Consider the following 13,677-nt stretch of genomic DNA (forward strand, 5'->3'; position numbering starts at 1 on the left):
GCGCCAGCCGTGAGGGCTAACAGTGTGCGGCGCCCAGCCATCTGTCAGGATTTCCGCATGGAGTACGTCGTCATCGCGCTCGTCCTGCTGGGCGTGCTCGTGCTCGGTGGCCTGGGGCTCGTCATTCCCCGCCTGCGCCGCCGTCCCGAGCTGCCGCCGCCACCGGCCCCACCTTCGCCGGTGGAGACCGCGCCGGCCCCGGTGGAGGTCGAGCCCGAAGCGGTGCCGACCACCCCTGAGCTGGAGGTTCCCGAGCCGACGGCGGGCCGGCTGGTCCGGCTGCGGGCCCGGCTCTCCCGCTCGCAGAGCGCTCTCGGCAAGGGCCTGCTCGGCCTGCTCTCCCGCGACCGGCTCGACGACGACGTCTGGGACGAGGTCGAGGAGAGCCTGATCACGGCCGACGTCGGCGTCGAGGCGACCCGCGAGATCGTCGACCGGCTGCGCGAGCGCACCCGCGTGCTCGGCACCCGCAGCCCCGACGAGCTGCGCACGCTGCTGACCGAGGAGCTCGTCGCGGCGCTCGACCCCGGGCTCGACCGCGCGCTCAAGAGCGACGGCAAGCCCACCATCGTGCTGGTCGTCGGCGTCAACGGCTCCGGCAAGACCACCACCTGCGGAAAGATCGCGCGGGTGCTGGTGGCCGACGGCCGCACGGTGCTGCTGGGCGCGGCCGACACCTTCCGCGCCGCCGCCGCCGACCAGCTGGCCACCTGGGCCGGCCGGGTCGGCGCCGAGGTGGTACGCGGTCCCGAGGGTGCCGACCCGGCGAGCGTGGCGTTCGACGCGGTGCGCCGGGGCATCGAGACCGGCGTCGACACGGTGCTCGTCGACACCGCCGGCCGCCTGCAAAACAAGGTCGGCCTGATGGACGAGCTCGGCAAGGTCAAGCGGGTGGTGGAAAAGCAGCAGCCGGTCGACGAGACCCTGCTCGTGCTCGACGCCACCACCGGGCAGAACGGTCTGGAGCAGGCCCGCGTCTTCACCGAGGTGGTGGATGTCACGGGCGTGGTGCTGACCAAGCTGGACGGCACCGCCAAGGGCGGCATCGTCATCGCCGTGCAGCGCAAGCTGGGCATACCCGTGAAGCTTGTCGGTCTGGGCGAGGGGCCCGACGACCTGGCACCGTTCGAGCCGCGGCAGTTCGTAGACGCGCTCCTTGGCACGGACGCGTAACCTCGGGTGACCTACCGCGATCAGGCGCCGCGCCTCGGGAGACCGTACGTGACTTCGCATGAGATCCCGCTCCGCGGCGGGAACGTCAGCACCGTGGTGCGTGTGGGGGACACCGTCCGGCGCAACGCCGGCCCGTGGACCCCGTCCGTGCACGCGTTGTTGCGCCATCTGGAGTACGTCGGCTTCACCGGCTCACCCCGCGCCCTCGGCATGGACGAGCGAAACCGCGAGGTCCTCTCCTACCTGGAGGGGGAGTGCGGGGAGTACCCGCTGGCCCCGCACTGGGTGACCGACGAGGCCCTGGTCACGGTGGCGACGATGCTGCGGATGTTCCACGACGCGCAGTACGGGTTCACGCCGCCGCCCGGTGCGGTGTGGCGCTCGTTCGGCCCGCCGCCGCCGGACACCGAGGTCATCTGCCACCACGACGCGGCGCCACACAACGTCATCTGGCGGCCGGACGGCACGCTCGCACTGATCGACTTCGACCTCGCCTCGCCCGGCGCGCGCATCTACGACGTGGCGTACGCGGCGTGGACCTGGGTGCCGCTCTTCTCCGACCGCGACTCGTACACCTTGGGCTGGAAGCGGCCCAACCGGCCGCGGCGGCTCCGGCTATTCGCCGACGCGTACGGGTTGATCCCGCGCGACCGGCACCGCCTCGTGCGCACGATCCGTAAGCGGATCGTCGACCACGTGGAGGGCATCCGGCGGATGGCCGCGGCGGGCGACCCGGCGTTCGTCCGTATTGTGCACAAAGGTCACCTTAGGCGCCCTATGCGGGATTTGCGGCTATTGGACTACGAGCGCCATACGCTCGAGTACGCGCTGCGCTGAGGTAATGAGCGTTTCTTCACACGCCTGAAACAAAGCGTGACCTGGCGGAAATCACGCAGGCACCGTGCGCGAAACCTCGGCACTAGAAGCTTCCGCGCAACCGGCGTACGGGCAACGCTGCCCCGGATCTGCCGGAGGGAGGCAACCTAACCGAGAGGAGGCAGCGTGGAGATCAATACCGGGAATACCGCCTGGTTGCTCCTGTCGTCTGCGCTCGTGCTGCTCATGACGCCGGGTCTGGCTCTGTTCTACGGAGGCCTCAACCGGTCCAAGGGCGTGCTCAACATGATGATGATGAGCTTCAGCGCCATCGGGCTCATCTCCGTACTGTGGGTCATTTACGGCTTCACTCTGGCGTTCGGCACCAACGACAGCGCCAGTGTCAACAACATCATCGGTAGCTTCACCCAGTACCTCGGCACCGAGACCGACTTCATCGGCGAGGAGTGGCTCTTCCTCGGCGCGGGCACCGGCATTCCGACGTACGTGTTCATGGCGTTCCAGATGATGTTCGCCATCATCACGGTCGCGCTGATCAGCGGCGCCGCCTCCGACCGGCTCAAGTTCGCCGGCTGGCTGCTCTTCGCGTTCGGCTGGTTCACGCTCGTCTACGTCCCGGTCGCGCACTGGGTCTGGGGCGGCGGCTTCATCGGTGCCAAGATCAAGGCGCTCGACTTCGCCGGTGGTACGGCGGTGCACATCAACGCCGGTGCGGCGGCGCTCGGCCTGGTGCTCATCCTCGGCAAGCGCATCGGCTGGCCGAAGGAAAGCTTCAAGCCGCACAACGTGCCGTTCGTGATGCTCGGCGCGGGCCTGCTGTGGTTCGGCTGGTTCGGCTTCAACGCCGGCTCCGAGCTCACCGTCGACGGCACCACGGCGGTCGCGTTCGTCAACACACAGGTCGCGACCGCGGCCGGTGTGCTGGGCTGGATCATCGTGGAGTGGCTCCGTGACGGCAAGCCGACCCTGGTGGGCGCCTCGTCCGGTGCTGTCGCCGGTCTGGTCGCGATCACCCCGGCGTGTGGCTTCATCGCACCCATCCCGGCCGTGATCCTCGGTCTGATCGCCGGTGCGGTCTGCGCCGTGGCGGTCAGCCTGAAGTACCGCCTCGGCTTCGACGACTCGCTCGACGTTGTCGGCGTGCACTTCGTCGCCGGCTGGATCGGCTCGCTGTCGATCGGCTTCTTCGCCACCCTCCAGGTCAACTCGGCGATCGAGGGTCTGGGCGCCAGCGAGGGCCTGTTCTACGGCGGCGGCGCCACCCAGCTGGGCCGGCAGTTCCTGGCCAGCGGCATCGTGTCGGTCTACTCGTTCGCCATCGCCGCGGTGCTCGCTCTGATCATCAAGTCGACGATCGGCCTGCGCACCTCGACGGAGTCCGAGGTCGACGGCATCGACGTCGCCGAGCACGCGGAGAGCGGCTACGACCTGTCGCCGACCACGGGCGGCGCGTTCGCCCAGGCGGGCATCGCTCCGTCGGCCAACAGCGCGGCGCCCGCCAAGGCGCCGGTGAGCGAGAAGGTCTCCGGTTAACCTCGGACCGATGGAGGGATTGAGCATGAAGCTGGTGACCGCGGTCATCAAGCCGTACCAGCTGGACGCCGTGAAGGAGGCGCTGCACGCCCTCGGCGTGGCCGGCCTGACCGTCAGCGAGGTCCAGGGTTACGGGCGCCAGAAGGGCCACACCGAGGTGTACCGGGGCGCTGAGTACACGGTGGAGTTCCTTCCGAAGATCCGGATCGAGGTGCTGACCGACGAGATCGACGTCGAAAAGGTCGTCGACGCCGTCGTCACCGCCGCGCGTACCGGAAAGATCGGTGACGGAAAGGTGTGGGTCACGGCGGTGGAAGACGTCGTCCGGGTCCGCACCGGCGAGCGCGGGCTGGACGCGCTCTGATAGAGGTAAACGACAAGGTCGGTGCCGCCGCACGCGTCGAGCGTGCGGCGGCGCTTGACATGTGGCTCCGGTCGCTCGTGCCCACCTGGCCGCCCGGGGTCGCGCTGGTCGCCTTCGGCGGGCTGGGCCGGCTCCAGTGCGCCCCGCGCAGCGACCTCGACCTGATCCTGCTGCACACCGGCGTACCCGGCATCGACGAGCTGGCCGCCTCCCTCTGGTACCCGATCTGGGACTCGCGGATCGGGCTCGACCACTCGGTGCGCACCATCCCCGAGGCGCTGTCGGTCGCCCACGACGATGTCAAGGTCGCCCTCAGCCTGCTCGACGCCCGCCACGTGAGCGGCGACCGCGAGCTCACCCGCCAGCTCGTCGAGGCGGCCGCCGAGCAGTGGCGGCGTACGGCCGTGCGCCAGCTGGTGCGGCTGCGCGAGATCACGCTGGCCCGGTGGAAGGCGCACGGCGAGCTGGCGTTCCTGCTCGAAGGCGATCTGAAGGAGGCCGCCGGCGGGCTGCGCGACGTGGGCATCCTGCGGGCCATCGCGCAGGGCGGGCTGGCCGACACGATGCGCCCGGCGGTACGCGCCGCGCACCTGCGCCTGCTCGACACCCGTGACGCGTTGCACGCCAGCGTGGGTCGGCGGGTCGACCGCCTGGTGGCCCAGGAGCGTGCCTCGGTGGCCCGCATGCTCGGCCTCGACGACGGCGACGCGCTGCTGCGCCGGGTGGCCAGCGACGCCCGCACGATCACACACGCGCTCGACGACGGCTGGCGCATGGCCGACCGCCTCCGCTCGGGGCGCCGCCGCGGGGCCGACGGCAAGCCGCAGCGGCGGCCGGTCGCCCGCGACGTCGTCGAGCAGGACGGCGAGCTGGTGCTCGCCCGCGCCGCGATCGGCGCCCGGCCCGACCCGAGCCTGTCGCTGCGAGTCGCGGCCGCCGCGGCGGTCACCCAGCTGCCGATCGCGCGGGCCACCTGCGAGTGGCTGGCCGCGTACTGCCCGCCGCTGCCCGCACCCTGGCCGTCCGAAGCCCGGGACGCGCTGGTCACGCTGCTCGGTGCCGGCCTCGGGCTGGTGCCCACCTGGGAGACCTGCGACAGGTACGGCCTGGTCGACGCGTGGCTGCCCGAGTGGACCCGCATGCGCAGCCTGCCGCAGCACAATCCGGTCCACCGCTTCACGCTCGACCGCCACCTGGTGCAGGCCGCGTACGAGGCGACCGCGTTCACCCGCGAGGTGGGCCGGCCCGACCTGCTGCTGCTCGGCGCGTTCCTGCACGACGTGGGCAAGGGCCTGCCCGGCGACCACAGCGTCGTCGGCGCGCCGATCGCCGCCGCCGTCGCCCAGCGCATCGGCCTGCCGCCGCAAGACGTGGCGGTGATCGAAAAGCTCGTCCACCTGCACCTGCTGCTGCCCGACGTGGCCACCCGCCGCGACCTCGCCGACCCGGTGACCATCCGCGGTGTGGCCGACGCGGTCGGCGACACCACCACGCTGAGCCTGCTGCACGGCCTCGCCCGCGCCGACGCACAGGCCACCGGCCCAGCCGCCTGGTCCGACTGGAAGGGCCGGCTGATCGCCGACCTGGTGCGCCGCGTGCACATCGCCCTCGACACCGGCGCGCTGCCCGCACCTCCGAGGCCGGACCCGGCGCTGGTGACCGGCCCGCTCCCGGTGGTACACCTGGACGGCGGCAGCGTCGCGGTGGCCGCCGCCGACCGGCGCGGCCTGCTCGCCGCGGTGGCCGGTTGCCTTGCCCTGCACCGCTTGGAGGTTCTCACCGCGGACGCGTCCACCGTGGACGGTCGGTCGCTGGTCGAGTTCCGGGTACGCCCGCGGTACGGCACCCCGCCCGACTCGCTGGCGCTCGCCAGCGACCTGCGCCGCGCCGTCTCCGGCGACGTCTCGGTAACCCAGCGCCTGCGCGGCCGCGCCCTCGCCGCCCGACCCGGCGCCGCACACGCCGCCCCCCGCGTGGTGTGGCACCGCGAAGCCGCCACCGACGCCGCCATCCTCGAGCTGCGCGCGGCCGACGCGCCGGGCTTGCTGTACCGGGTGACGTCGGCGCTCGACGAGGCCGGCGCGCAGGTGCGGGCCGCCCGTATCTCCACATTGGGCACTGACGTGGTCGACGCGTTCTACCTCGTCGGCGCCTGGGCCGACGACACCGAACGGGAAAAGGTCGAGGCCGCCGTCCTCACCGCCGCCGGTACGTAGAGCGCTCGCGCATCGACCGTTGGGTTGATGACATCAAATCTCGTGGCATGGTCTGATCCCGGGACTTCGGCGAAGATCTACACGGGGGACGGGCATGGGCGCGTTTTTTCGAGCTTGTATCACCGGGATCGCACTCGCTTGCGCCGCCGTGCTGGGCGCCGCCGGCCCCGCCCGTGCCGCCGACGCGACGACCCTCTATGTGCAGCAGACGTCAGCCGCTTGCACCGACGGCGGACCGGGCACGAGCGCACAGCCGTTCTGCACGGTCGGTGCCGCGGCCGCGGTCGTCAGCGCCGGGCAGACGGTCATGATCGGCGCGGGCAGCTATCCGGAGCGGGTCACACTCGCCAAGTCCGGCACGCCGGACCAGCCGATCACCTTCCGGATCGCCTCGGCGCTGCCCCTTCCGACGCTCGTCGGCCCGACCGCCGGGTTCGTCATCGACGGCCAGCACGACATCAAGATTTTGAACGTGCGCGTCAACGGGACCGAGGCCGTGCCCGCCTTGGACATCCGCGCGTCGTCGGGTATCACGGTCCAGGCCACCAGCATCCAGATGACGTGGACGGCCACCGCACCCGCCATCCGGCTTGCCGCGGTCACCCAGTCCTGGATGGCCCCGTACGTCCACCGGGCGCCAGCCGGCGGCATCATCCTCGACGCGGAAACGACGGGCGTCGAGGTCAGATCCGGCTCGATCTACGCCTCGGGCGAGGCCTACGGCACGAGTGACAGCGCCGGCGTCCGCGTGACCGGGCCTGGCAACACGGTCGCGAAGAACATGATTCACGGCTTCAGAGAAGCGGAGATCGTGCTGGAGCCCGGCGCAGCCGGCACGCCCGTCGTCAACAACGCGATCGGTGGCGGCGCCGGCTTCGGCATCCTCAACCGGGGCGCTTCCGGCACCGCGATCACCAACAACCATGTCGAGAACCACTGCCGGGACGGCATCCGCGTCGAGGGTGCGTCTTCCGGTGTCTCGGTGCAGAACAACCGGCTCAGCCTCAACGGCAACCTCGGCCAGGACCACTGCGACGGGCTGCCGGTGGATGGCGTCGAGATCGGCGTCTACGACGGCGCGGTCGGCGACACCGTGGTCGACTACAACGACGCGCATCATCTCAATCCGAACTCGCCCGCTGTCTACGCGTGGGACGGGGTTCGCATGAGCCTGGCCGCGTTTCGGGCCGCGTCCGGCCAGGCCGCACACGACCGTGAGACTGCCGCCGACCACGACGCCATCGACTCGGCGAACTCGGCCGCCCCGGGATACCCGCAAACCGACCGCGAAGGCGCCGCCCGCATCGACGATCCCGGCGTGCCGAACACCGGCGCCGGACCCGTGACCTACGCCGACCGGGGCACGCGGGAGGTCGTCCGCCGCGCTTCGGCCCGGAGCAGCGTCGCCGTCGACCTGGCGGCGAGCTCGGTCACCGTAGACGCCTCGGCGTCCGAGGCCGGCACCCATCCGATCGTCTCGTACACCTTCGACTTCGGAGACGGCACGACGACCACCCAGGCCGCGCCGACCATCTCGCACCGCTACGCGCAGCCCGGTGAGTACCAGATCAGGACCACGGTGAACACGGCCGACGGGCTCGGCACGAGCGTGCCCACCCAGCGGGTCACCATCCTGCCCGCGTCGCCGACCGCCGGCCTGCTTTCCTTGTACAACCTCAACTACGTCGCCGTGGCAACCAACGGCCTGCTCGGGCCCGGCCAGCCCGGGCTGACCGCGGCGGGCGGGTTCGACATCGGCGACGCCGGTGGCGGTGAGGTGGCCCTTGTCTCCCGGGCGACCGGCATGTACCTGTCTGCTGACAGCATGGGCACCGGGCCGCTTACCATGTTCGCCACGAACGTCGGCCCGACGGAACGCTTCACGCTCGTCCGCAACACCGACGGCAGCATCAGCCTCCGGTCGGTGCACACCCTCCGGTACGTCAGCATCATGTCGCAGACGTCGCCGTACCTCGGGGCCACCCGGACCGCGATCGGCACGTGGGAGAAGTTCCACCCGGTCAAGGTGAGCGACGCCGCACGCACCCTGAAGGCCTCGGCGAACGGCAAGTTCGTCTCCGCCGAGAGCGCGGGCACCAAGCCGCTGATCGCCAGCCGGCCGGCCGCCAACACGTGGGAGCGGTTCGACATCGTCGACCTCGGCAACGGGCAGGTCGCACTCTTCGCCCGCGCGAACAACCGGTTCGTGGCCGCGGAGAACGCCGGCGCCCAGCCGCTCCAGGCCAAGCGGCTCGCGGTCAGCGCGTGGGAACGCTTCACGCTGGTCCGCAACGGCGACGGCACGGTGAGCTTCCGCTCGGCCACCAACAACCTCTACGTGTCCGCGGAAAGCGCCGGCACCTTGCCGCTGATCGCCAGCCGACCCGCGGTCGGCACGTGGGAGAAGTTCAACCTGGGCTGAGCCGTACGTCAGGGGGCGTACGCCGACTGACGCTCGGCGGCGGACGTCTCCCGGCCCGCCGGCGGCGAGGCTTTGGGCATGTTCCCAGTGGAGACCCACGAGCTCACCAAGCGGTACGGCCAGCTCGTCGCCGTCGACAAGGTGAGCCTCACCGTACGGCCCGGAGAGGTCTACGGGTTCCTCGGCCCGAACGGCGCGGGGAAGACGACCACGTTGCGGATGTTGCTCGGGCTGGTGCGGCCGTCGTCCGGCACGGTGCGCCTGCTCGGCAAGGACGTCGGGCAGAGTCTCGGTGACGTCGGCGCGCTGATCGAAGGGCCGGCGTTCTACCCCTACCTGTCCGGGCGGCAGAACCTGCGCGTCATCGCCCACTACGCCGGCTGCCCCGCCGGGCGGGTCGACATCGTGCTCGACCTCGTCGACCTGACCGACCGGGCCGGCGACCGCTACGGCACGTACTCGCTCGGCATGAAGCAGCGGCTCGGCGTGGCCGCGGCGCTGCTCAAGGATCCCCAGCTGCTGATCCTCGACGAGCCGACCAACGGCCTCGACCCGGCCGGCATGGCGGACATGCGGCGGCTGATCAAGCGGCTCGGCGCGGCGGGCAAGACCGTGCTGCTCTCCAGCCACATGCTCGGTGAGGTGCAGCAGATCTGCGACCGCGTCGGCGTGGTGTCCGGCGGCCGCCTGATCGCCGAGAGCACGGTGACCGAGCTGCGTGGCGGCGCGCGGCTGCGGGTGGTGGCGGATCCGGTCGAGGAGGCCGCCGCCCGTGCGCGGGCGCTGGTGGGGCAGGACCGGGTGCGGGTCGAGGACGGCGCCTTGGAGCTGGACATCGAGGCGGGCAAGGCGGCCTGGATCAACGCGGAGCTGGTGAGCGCCGGCATCGACGTGAGCGAGCTGGGCGTGCGCGAACGCGAGCTGGAAGACGTATTCCTGGAGTTGACAAATGTTGGGTAGTACGCGAGCCGAGATCATCAAGCTGGTACGGCGCCCGGCGAGCTGGCTGCTGCTGGCCGTCGCCGTCGTGCTGAGCCTGACCTTCACCTATCTGGTCCCCTACGCGGGGGCGAACGGCACCGCCGACGGGGCGCCCAACGCCACCCGGGGCATCGCCGAGACACTGCCGGATCAGCTGGTCGGCAACTCGATCGGCGGGCTGCCGGTCTTCGCCGGCGCGATCCTGCTGATCCTCGGCGTGCTGGCGGTCGGCGGCGAGTACGGCTGGGGCACCTGGAAGACGCTGCTCGCCCAGGGGCCGTCGCGGCTCACGGTGTACGCCGCGAAGATCACCGCGGTCGCGCTGGCCAGTCTCGTCATCGTGCTGGCGCTCTTCGCGGCCGGCGCGGTGACGAGCGCGGCGATCGCGGCGGCCGAGGGCGCACCGGCGGACTGGCCGTCCATCGTGGACGTACTCGCGGGCATCAGCGCGGGCTGGCTGATGGCGACGATGTGGGCCGGGCTGGGCGTGGTGCTGGCAGTGGCGCTGCGCGGCGTGGCGCTGCCGATCGGGCTGGGCCTGGTGTGGCTGATGGCCGTGCAGAACCTCCTCGCCTCCATCGCCGCGCCCCTGCTCGACTGGGTGGCGAAGCTCCAGGAGTGGCTGCCCGGCCCCAACGCGGGCTCGCTCGCCGCCTCGCTCGGCACCTCACCGGACACGCCCGGCGTGGCGACGCTCGTCGGCGACGTACACGCGGTGGGGGTGCTGGCGGCCTACCTGATCCTCTTCGTCGGCGTCGGCGGCCTCCTGCTGCGCCGTCGCGACATCATCTAGGGAGAATGCGGACCATGAACGGAGCGCGCCGGAGGTGGGTGGCCGATGGGCTGCTCACCCTGGTGCTGCTCTTCGTGGGCATCGGTGGCACCAGGGCGGCGGGGGAGGGGCAGGACCGACCGGTCACCGCGTTCACGTTCGTGCTGGTCGTGATCGTGGCCCTGTCGCTGGTGGTGCGGCGGCGGTGGCCACTCGTCACGCTCGGCGTGGCGGCCGCCGGCACGTCGGTCTACCTGACGCTGACGTACCCGTACGGCCCGATCCTCATCGCGTTCATGGTCGCGGTCTACTCGGCCGCCCGCCACCTGCCACTCAAGCTCGCCGGGATCGCCGCCGGCATCGCGCTCGCCGTCCTGCTGCTGCACGTGTTCGTCGACGGCGACGTGGCCGGCCTCGTGCCCGGCGCGGCGTGGGTGGTGGTGCCGTTCGCGGTGGGCGTCACCGTGCGCATCAGCCGCGAGGCGGCGGTGCGGGCCCGGGACGACCTGGCCCGCCAGTACGCCGACGAGGAGCGCCTGCGCGTCGCACAGGAGGTGCACGACGTGGTCGGGCACGGGCTCTCCGCGATCAACATGCAGGCCGAGATCGCCCTCCACCTGCTGCCCAAGCGCCCCGAGCAGGCCGAGGCGGCACTCACGGCGATCAGCCGCACCAGCCGCGAGGCACTGGACGAGCTGCGCGTGACACTCGCGCTCGTCCGGCGTACCAATGAAGGCGAGACAAGAGCGGCCACCGCGGGCCTGGCCCGTCTCGACGACCTGACGGCGCGGGTCTCCGAGAGCGGGGTGCCGGTCAAGGTCGAGGTCACCGGCGAGCGGCGGGACCTGCCCGCGGCGGTGGATCTGGCAGCATACCGGGTGGTGCAGGAGTCGCTGACCAACGTGTTGCGCCACGCCGGCGCGGCCACCGCCACGGTCCGGCTGGTCTACCTGCCCAAGGAGGTGAGCGTGGAGGTGGTCGACACCGGCCGCGGCGCGGTGATCGCGCTGGGCGGGGGCCACGGCCTGGCCGGCATGCGCGAGCGGGTCGCGGCGCTGGGCGGCGACTTCACCGCCGGGCCCGCGGAGAGCGGCGGGTTCCGGGTGTACGCGAGGCTGCCGCTGCCATGATCCGGATACTCATCGCCGACGACCAGGACCTTGTGCGGCTCGGGCTGCGCACGCTCGTCGAGAGCGAAGACGACATGGCGGTGGCCGGCGAGGCACCCGACGGCCTCGCCGCGGTGGAGATCGCCCGCCGCGAACGCCCCGACGTGGTGCTCATGGACATCCGCATGCCCGGCATCGACGGCATCGAGGCCACCCGCCGCATCGTCGCCGACCCTTCGCTTGCCGAGACCCGCGTCGTCGTGCTGACCACGTTCGAGCTCGACGAGTACGTCTTCGACGCGCTCCGCCACGGCGCCAGCGGCTTCCTCATCAAGGACACCAAGCCGGCCGAGCTGCTGCACGCGATCCGCCTCGTCGCGGGCGGCGAGGCACTGCTGTCGCCCTCGGTGACCCGGCGGGTGGTGCGCGAGTTCGCCACCCGGCCGAGCCGCGTGCCCAAGCCACACCCCCAGCTCGACACGCTCACCGAGCGGGAGCGGGAGATCGTCGGCCTGGTCGGCGAGGGCCTGAGCAACGACGAGATCGCCGAGCGCCTCGTGGTCAGCCCGGCGACCGCCCGCACCCACGTGAGCCGTTCGATGATCAAGCTGGGTGCGCGAGACCGCGCCCAGCTCGTCGTCTTCGCCTACCAATCGGGCCTGGTCGACTTCTAGCGACCTGTCCAAATAAGGGATCTCAAGGTCCCGACCCAGGCTGGTAACGCTGCGTCAGGGTGTCGGACGGATGGGGCCTGCGACCGCCCCCGCAAAGACTCTCGGGGCTTGGCCCGCGAACCCGGCAGCGGACGGCCGGGGATTTCGGGTCGCTCCGCGAGCCGCCGGTGCCCGCGGGAAAGCACCCCAAGAAAACGCTCCACGTTTCCCCGGGGACTCCGCGCATACGGTCCGCCGCTGACGCGGATGTGGGAAATCCGCCTCGAAACGGAGCCCACGTTCCGGTCCGCTCGCGGCGGCGGGCGGACCGGAAACGTCGATCACAGGGTCTTGAACCACTTCACGGTGTCGGCGGTGCCCATCACGTTGGCGCCGAGGTGCTTGGAGTCGTTGTAGACCAGGTCACCGGCGTCCACGACCGGCACGTCCACCCCGCTGGCGGCGAAGCTGGCGCGGCAGGCGGTGGCGTTGCCCACCACGATCTGCTCGTCGCCGCCCGACACCACAAGCCGCACGGGCGCCCGCGGCGTCCAGCCGGTGCAGGTGCCGTCGTGCACCGCCAGCGCCGCCGCGAACGGGCCGGTCGGGTTGTCGATCAGCGCCTTGCCGCGCGGCGTGAGCAGGTCGTCCACGGAGCCGCCCAGCGTTTCCGCCAGCTCCTCGCCCGTGTGCACGCCGTCGAAGACCTCCTCGACACCTTCCTTCTCGAACACGTCGCTCGGCTTGTCGTAGATGTGGTGCAGCCGGTTGTAGGAGACCAGCAGGTAGGCCGTGTAGCCCGTGTTGAACGGCGGCGGCATGCTGGCCAGCACGGGCAGCACCTGCCGCCGGCCGTCGTACGGGCCGGCGATCGGCGAGAGCGCACCCAGCCGGAACCAGCCGTCCGCGCCGGTGGCCAGCGCGCGGGCCAGCCCGGTGGCCGCGGTGCCACCCTGGGAGAAGCCGGTGACCAGCACCTTCCGCTCCAGCGCGCGGCCCTTGCCAGCGGTGAACTCGCGCGCGGCCCGGAGCAGGTCGAGCGCGGCCGTGGTCTCCGAGGGCACGTCGAGGTAGGGGTGCGGGCCGGGGCCGATGCCCATGCCGAGGTAGTCGGGCGCGACCGCGGCGAAGCCGGCCGAGGCGTACGTCAGCGCCGGAGCGACCGCCCAACCGTCCCGCCACATCGACGGTGCGTCGGTCCGGTTGATCTCGGTGCCGTGCGTGTACGACACGACGCGCAGCTCGCGCGCCCCACCCCGCGGGAGGGCCACCAGGCCGCTGGCGATCGTCGGCCGCCCGGCGGGGTCCACCGTGCGGTAGACCAGCTGGTAGGTGTCCACGCCGTACCGGACCTCGTCGACCTTGAACTCGGCCGCGGTCAGCTCGCGCGCGACGTCCTCCTTGGTGGTGAGGCTGCGGAGTGGCTGGACCGCCACGATCCGTCCGCTTTCCCTTGTCTCGCCAGCCGCCGGCGCGGCCACGGCGACCGCCCCCGCGGCGAGCGCTCCGGCCAGGATTCCGACGATGATGCGTGTGTGTCTCATCATGCTCGAAACGCTATGAACACACGCTCTCGGTCTGAATCCGGTCAGCCGGTCTGTTCGAGGTAGGGACAGC

At 71.5% G+C, this 13,677-nt stretch carries 11 protein-coding genes; 10 read left to right on the top strand and 1 reads right to left on the bottom strand.

Features of this window, described 5'->3' with window-relative positions; all coding sequences use genetic code 11:
- Positions 1-57: 57 nt before the first annotated feature.
- From ftsY to AC5L36_RS20585, 10 genes are all read left to right on the top strand, one after another.
- Positions 58-1,173, top strand: a complete 1,116-nt coding sequence (gene ftsY, locus AC5L36_RS20540; protein WP_441215251.1) for a signal recognition particle-docking protein FtsY — start codon at positions 58-60, stop codon at positions 1,171-1,173.
- 6 nt (positions 1,174-1,179) lie between these two features.
- Positions 1,180-2,010, top strand: a complete 831-nt coding sequence (locus AC5L36_RS20545; RefSeq protein WP_441215252.1) for an aminoglycoside phosphotransferase family protein — start codon at positions 1,180-1,182, stop codon at positions 2,008-2,010.
- 165 nt (positions 2,011-2,175) lie between these two features.
- Positions 2,176-3,543: an ammonium transporter gene (locus AC5L36_RS20550; RefSeq protein ID WP_441215253.1), complete on the top strand. Its 1,368-nt coding sequence runs from the start codon at positions 2,176-2,178 to the stop codon at positions 3,541-3,543.
- A 25-nt stretch (positions 3,544-3,568) separates the two neighbouring features.
- Complete coding sequence (locus tag AC5L36_RS20555; protein ID WP_441215254.1) at positions 3,569-3,907, top strand: P-II family nitrogen regulator; 339 nt, start codon at positions 3,569-3,571, stop codon at positions 3,905-3,907.
- Positions 3,904-6,123 carry a [protein-PII] uridylyltransferase gene (locus AC5L36_RS20560; RefSeq protein ID WP_441215419.1) on the top strand — a complete coding sequence of 740 codons (2,220 nt, stop codon included), beginning with the start codon at positions 3,904-3,906 and terminating at the stop codon, positions 6,121-6,123. The genes AC5L36_RS20555 and AC5L36_RS20560 overlap by 4 nt, the downstream gene beginning before the upstream one ends.
- A gap of 148 nt (positions 6,124-6,271) precedes the next feature.
- Entirely contained in the window at positions 6,272-8,545 is a 2,274-nt protein-coding gene (locus AC5L36_RS20565; RefSeq protein WP_441215255.1) for a PKD domain-containing protein, read from the top strand.
- A gap of 78 nt (positions 8,546-8,623) precedes the next feature.
- The gene (locus tag AC5L36_RS20570; protein WP_441215256.1) at positions 8,624-9,505 is read left to right on the top strand and encodes an ABC transporter ATP-binding protein; all 882 of its coding nucleotides are present in this window, start codon (positions 8,624-8,626) and stop codon (positions 9,503-9,505) included.
- Positions 9,495-10,319 carry a DUF2705 family protein gene (locus AC5L36_RS20575; protein WP_441215257.1) on the top strand — a complete coding sequence of 275 codons (825 nt, stop codon included), beginning with the start codon at positions 9,495-9,497 and terminating at the stop codon, positions 10,317-10,319. Before AC5L36_RS20570 ends, AC5L36_RS20575 begins: the two co-directional genes overlap by 11 nt.
- A gap of 14 nt (positions 10,320-10,333) precedes the next feature.
- Complete coding sequence (locus tag AC5L36_RS20580; RefSeq protein WP_441215258.1) at positions 10,334-11,428, top strand: sensor histidine kinase; 1,095 nt, start codon at positions 10,334-10,336, stop codon at positions 11,426-11,428.
- On the top strand, positions 11,425-12,081 hold the full coding sequence (locus tag AC5L36_RS20585) for a response regulator transcription factor (protein WP_441215259.1): 657 nt from the start codon (positions 11,425-11,427) through the stop codon (positions 12,079-12,081). Before AC5L36_RS20580 ends, AC5L36_RS20585 begins: the two co-directional genes overlap by 4 nt.
- A gap of 320 nt (positions 12,082-12,401) precedes the next feature.
- Here the strand turns inward: AC5L36_RS20585 and AC5L36_RS20590 are convergent, their stop codons facing one another.
- A complete protein-coding gene (locus tag AC5L36_RS20590) occupies positions 12,402-13,607 on the bottom strand; it encodes an alpha/beta hydrolase family protein (RefSeq protein WP_441215260.1) in 1,206 nt (401 codons plus the stop codon).
- Between the last annotated feature and the right edge of the window lie 70 nt (positions 13,608-13,677).

It is taken from the genome of Phytohabitans sp. LZ39 (assembly GCF_059359075.1).

What these genes read in the sequence shown, in the direction of transcription:
- ftsY (WP_441215251.1), top strand. Translation starts at nt 58, where the DNA reads ATGGAGTACGTCGTCATCGCGCTCGTCCTGCTGGGCGTGCTCGTGCTC.
- AC5L36_RS20555 (WP_441215254.1), top strand. Translation starts at nt 3,569, where the DNA reads ATGAAGCTGGTGACCGCGGTCATCAAGCCGTACCAGCTGGACGCCGTG.
- AC5L36_RS20570 (WP_441215256.1), top strand. Translation starts at nt 8,624, where the DNA reads ATGTTCCCAGTGGAGACCCACGAGCTCACCAAGCGGTACGGCCAGCTC.
- AC5L36_RS20575 (WP_441215257.1), top strand. Translation starts at nt 9,495, where the DNA reads ATGTTGGGTAGTACGCGAGCCGAGATCATCAAGCTGGTACGGCGCCCG.
- AC5L36_RS20580 (WP_441215258.1), top strand. Translation starts at nt 10,334, where the DNA reads ATGAACGGAGCGCGCCGGAGGTGGGTGGCCGATGGGCTGCTCACCCTG.
- AC5L36_RS20585 (WP_441215259.1), top strand. Translation starts at nt 11,425, where the DNA reads ATGATCCGGATACTCATCGCCGACGACCAGGACCTTGTGCGGCTCGGG.
- AC5L36_RS20590 (WP_441215260.1), bottom strand. Translation starts at nt 13,607, where the DNA reads ATGATGAGACACACACGCATCATCGTCGGAATCCTGGCCGGAGCGCTC.